The sequence below is a fragment of the Aequorivita xiaoshiensis genome (assembly GCF_022008395.1).
GTDB lineage: Bacteria > Bacteroidota > Bacteroidia > Flavobacteriales > Flavobacteriaceae > Aequorivita > Aequorivita xiaoshiensis.
This window is the reverse complement of sequence record NZ_JAIRBB010000025.1, coordinates 1-4,630: the sequence shown is the minus strand read 5'-3', so window position 1 is coordinate 4,630 and position 4,630 is coordinate 1. Positions and strand designations below refer to the sequence as shown.

Below are 4,630 nucleotides of genomic sequence, written 5' to 3'. Positions count from 1 at the left end.
ATTTTTAGGAAGTCGCCAAATTTTTAAATTTGACGATTTCCTAAAAATAAAATAAATAGTAAAATTTAAAAATTCGGCTTGTGTTTCATCCGAATAATTAGCGTCTTTTTTCAGCGCTACTTTTCATATACAAGACCGTTGGCATTCATTAAAACCAATCTCTACTAATTGAACTGAATAAGTGAGTAATAAAACTCTGAATTACATAATAATTGGACTTTACTTGATTTCACTCTTCACCGAATCTTTTAGTGGGAGTGGCGGAGTTTACGGAATTTTTGCTTTGATATTTGGCGGACTTTCAATTTTTATTGAAAATTTATTCGCATTTGGTGCTTGGATAGCGAATATTCCATTCTTAATCGCATTTTTCAGAAAATTAAAACTGAATACAAAACTGACTTTAAGTGGAATCGCAGTATTGCTCGGAATTTTAGCAGTATTTGTAACTGATTTACCAATGCATATGGGTTCAAGCACGTCACCTGTGAAAATCGGAATTGGATTTTACTTCTGGATTGGAAGTTTGACCTTATTGTTTGGAAAAAACCTAATGGAATATATAAAATTGAATAAAAAATAACGAAATGCCAACAATGTATAACCGCAATTACGGCGGATTCGACTACGTCCGAATCCACGCGTAATTGCTAAAGCCAGTGCCAAAACGAAAATTAACGCATATTAACCCGTAACTGACGGTTATACGAGACCGTTGTGCGTCAGCTGAAAAAACCTATGAACACAAAAAGAAACATTAAGGAAATAGCACCATTATTGGCGAACGATTTTGTTGATTTAGAAGAATCGATTTTCGACACAGATTTGTATTCAGACTTTTTGACCAAAAATTTCGAGAGATTAGGAATTTTTAATAAATATTTAATCTGCAAACTTCACGACAGTTGGATAATAAATATTATCAATCAAAATGATAGTTTATTAATAGAATTAAATGACTTTTCGACCTATGTTTTCGCTCATTCTATAATTGACAAATTTGAACTTTCCATTGACCCAGACTATATTTCATTTCCAATAAAAATTGAACTAAAAGGAAATTTAAAACTTGAGTATAATAAAGTGGATGATTTCGGAAACTTAATTAAAATTGAGCCTTTAAAATTAGATGAATATCTTTACGAACAAGTTTCTAAAATAGAGAATAATAGAATTGAAATTGTATTTCACTTTTGGAAATCAAATCTTGACACTGAAAAGCCAGGCGAAAGAATAATTGTAATTGCTTCTGCTAAAAATATAGTTTTGACTGAAAATCAAGACAAAGCGTGGAACGAAACTTTCGGAAATAAATATGACAAATACTATGAATATTTTAAATCACAATTTGATAGTGACAGATACGTTTCAGACCATAATGAATGTGCTAAATTAATAACTGAATTTGAAAATAAAAAGAATAAATAATGCCGAACGCACAACAATGTGTATAATTCATTGCTAGTTAGAGCCTACTCACGAAAATCCTTGCGGACTTTCTATCTGTTATTTATTTGCTAACTTCGGTACTTAAACCACGCAACGAAATCATACACTAGACCGTTACACAACATTTTGACCAACCTATGACAAAAAGAGATTTCTTCCGAGTGATAATTAAACTGTTTGCACTATACTCAGCGACATTAGCAATATTTAGTTTACTGCCGACTTACTTCAGCTATGCAATTAACGCTTACGAACTGATGACAATAATATTGGCTGTAGCGTCTTTTCTAATAATTGTAGCATTATTGTTTGCGCTGATTTATGGAGCCGACAAAATAATTGACTTACTTAAATTGGACAAGGGATTTGATGAAGAGCGAATTGAATTTGGGAGCTTAAAAGAAATTAGCATATTAAAAATTGCCATAATCGTGATTGCTGGATTACTCATAATTGATAATTTTCCGTATTTTCTAAATCAATGTTATCTTGCTTTTAAAGACCAAGTCTCAAATAAAGGAATTGACGGAATGCTTGATGCATTTGTTTATGAACAAGTTGATTATTTTCAATTTGCGATTTCAGCCATCAGTATTCTGATTGGTTATTTAATGATTACAAATTATTCCAATGTAGCGAATTGGTTATACAGAACGGACAAAAAAAACGTTGTGTAACAATGTATAACCGCAATTACGGCGGATTCGACTACGTCCGAATCCACGCGTAATTGCTACCGTAGGTGCTTATCCGAAAAACATTAAATTTAATCCCGTAACTGCGGTTATACAAAACCGTTAGCCATAATTTAAGAAATGACGATATTAACAGAAAATCAAGTAACTGAACTTTGTGTTTTTATAGAAAATCGAATTGAAAAAATCGGTTGTGACCACTCATTGAAATATACTTTTGAATGGGCTAAAAAAAACGGAGTTGATAAGTCTGATTTAATTGACGTTTTGGAATCGAATGGTGGATTTTGTGATTGCGAAGTAACATTTAATTTACCAGAAGATTGTGATTTAGAATTAGAGTCAGAAAACAAAGAAATGGACTTTAAAAATCCTTTCAAAATACCGCTGAATTTTCAACAGACCGAAAATAAAGTTTATACAAAAGCACTATTTTCGAGTTCTGAATACGACCATAATAATTACACGAAAAACGGAGAATTATTAATTCCAGCACCATTTGGATTTAAACCAAAAAAGAGAGTTAGGAAAAGTATGCACTTCTTTCACGGAACTGAATCGGAATTGCCTACTGAAATCGGAATTGTAAAAGAAATAGAACCCATAAACGGAAAAGAGTTTGCGAAAAAAATTCGTGATTTAAAATTAGATTCTTTTTCGAGATTTTCGGGAAGAGATGCTGAATATTACTTTTCGAGAATTGAAAAAATTGACATTGGAAAACCAATGGGAACGCATTTTATGGAAAGAACAGGAATTGGCGGAACTAAAATTGAATTAAAAGTGCATAAAGTAATATTTAGGAAATAAAAAACTATGGCTAACACCGTATATAAAAAATTGCTGGTGTTGTGCTAAATCAAAGGTCGTTGCACGTTTGTTACGTCTGATTTTCCTTCGGAAAATCCTCGCACACAAACACGCAACTTTCCATATACAAACACGTTGTAGCGCATTAAAAAAAATGAAAAAGAATCAAATCGAAATAAGTGGTTCACGATTGACCATTTTCACTAAGAAAACTCCCGTTATCATTAGAATCGTTTTGACTTTAATTCTGACCATACTGACATTAATTCCGCTTGCTGCAACATTTTTCGTTTTGACCTATGGAGACGGACCTCATATCGGAATCGTATTTTCATTCATACTTTGTTGGGGAGTTGGATTTTACCTACTTCGAATAACACTATGGAACTCGGTCGGTCGAGAAGTCCTGAATTTAGAAGCAAAAAAGATTTCATATATGGCTGACTACCGACTCTTCAAAGACGGAAGACAAGAAATCTCGACCACTGATTTAGAGACTGAAATAATTTTTGAAGACGAACCCAATAATCCAGTTGGCCGACTAAGACTGAAAAACAATACAGATGTTATCGAAACCGTGATTCGAGCGAAAATTGCAGAATTGGAAGAATTGAAAAAAGAAATAAAAACGCGCTACAACAATGTATAACCGCAATTACGGCGGATTCGACTGCGTCCGAATCCACGCGTAATTGCTAACATCTATGCTTAACCGAAAAACCTCGTATATTTATCCGTAACTGCGGTTATACGAAACGTTGTGCAACATTTGAAAAAAATCGAGAATGTCCCAATTTATTTTACAATTCAAAACTTTAGGGTCAAAAATCATTACTCGAATGGACTTTAATTCCAAAAAGCCAGCGACAGAATTTATCGGATTAACAAAACTTGATGGTTACAAAATGTACCAATATATTCAAAGCGGGAATAATTATGCAATGACCGCAGAAGAGTTAGAAACCGAGAATATCCAATTCGAGAAATTATTTCGTGAAAAAAAAACTTGGTTTGGACTTTCAAAAAAAACTGTGACTGATTTTCTAATTTTGCCAAATAAGAACTTTTACTATCCTTACGAATTTGGCTCTTATCTGTATATATTTACAAAACAAGACCGGACTAAAAATGATTTTGAAAATTGGCTAAACAAAGAATTTCCAAGTAGATTTGGACATATCGATGAGAGATTTATTGGTTTTAAGAATTTAATGAGTGAAGATGATTATTTAATTGCAACTAATCACGATTTACAACATCAATTTGGAGTAGTTGGAAAAAAGAAAATAATCGAAAGGGTTATCTCGAAATTCAAAAACGAAAATTTGAGCGAATTTGAATTGGAAAATTATGAAGAAACGAGCTAAAAAAAACGTTGCACAACACCGTATATAACAAATAGCTGCGTCGTTTCTAAATCGAAAAATTTGGTATATTTGGGAAGTCGCCAATTTTTTATTTTGGCGTTTTTGACATTTAAAGGTAAAAACCTAAAACAAAAAAATCGGCTTGTAGCGCAACCGAAAAATTAGCTCTTTTCTGCACGCTACTTGTCATATACACGCACGTTGCCCATAATATTGACCCGTCCTGAATAAAGGCTACATAATTTTAAACATTATGTACAAAAACGACAAAGTAATCAGACGGTATTCAGAACCTTTTAAACTGAAAAT

The 4,630-nt window shown here is 32.6% G+C and carries 6 protein-coding genes; all 6 read left to right on the top strand.

Annotated elements, in window-relative coordinates:
• Positions 1-181 precede the first annotated feature (181 nt).
• On the top strand, positions 182-583 hold the full coding sequence (locus tag K8344_RS13610) for a hypothetical protein (RefSeq protein WP_237609227.1): 402 nt from the start codon (positions 182-184) through the stop codon (positions 581-583).
• A 155-nt stretch (positions 584-738) separates the two neighbouring features.
• Positions 739-1,428, top strand: coding sequence for a hypothetical protein (locus tag K8344_RS13605; RefSeq protein ID WP_237609226.1), 690 nt, complete (start codon positions 739-741; stop codon positions 1,426-1,428).
• 158 nt (positions 1,429-1,586) lie between these two features.
• Positions 1,587-2,126 (top strand): hypothetical protein, encoded by a 540-nt coding sequence (locus K8344_RS13600; RefSeq protein ID WP_237609225.1) that lies wholly within the window; start codon positions 1,587-1,589, stop codon positions 2,124-2,126.
• A gap of 138 nt (positions 2,127-2,264) precedes the next feature.
• Entirely contained in the window at positions 2,265-2,954 is a 690-nt protein-coding gene (locus K8344_RS13595; protein ID WP_237609224.1) for a DUF2695 domain-containing protein, read from the top strand.
• A gap of 190 nt (positions 2,955-3,144) precedes the next feature.
• The gene (locus K8344_RS13590; protein WP_237609223.1) at positions 3,145-3,603 is read left to right on the top strand and encodes a hypothetical protein; all 459 of its coding nucleotides are present in this window, start codon (positions 3,145-3,147) and stop codon (positions 3,601-3,603) included.
• A gap of 136 nt (positions 3,604-3,739) precedes the next feature.
• A complete protein-coding gene (locus K8344_RS13585; protein ID WP_237609222.1) occupies positions 3,740-4,321 on the top strand; it encodes a hypothetical protein in 582 nt (193 codons plus the stop codon).
• The last annotated feature ends 309 nt before the right edge of the window (positions 4,322-4,630 follow it).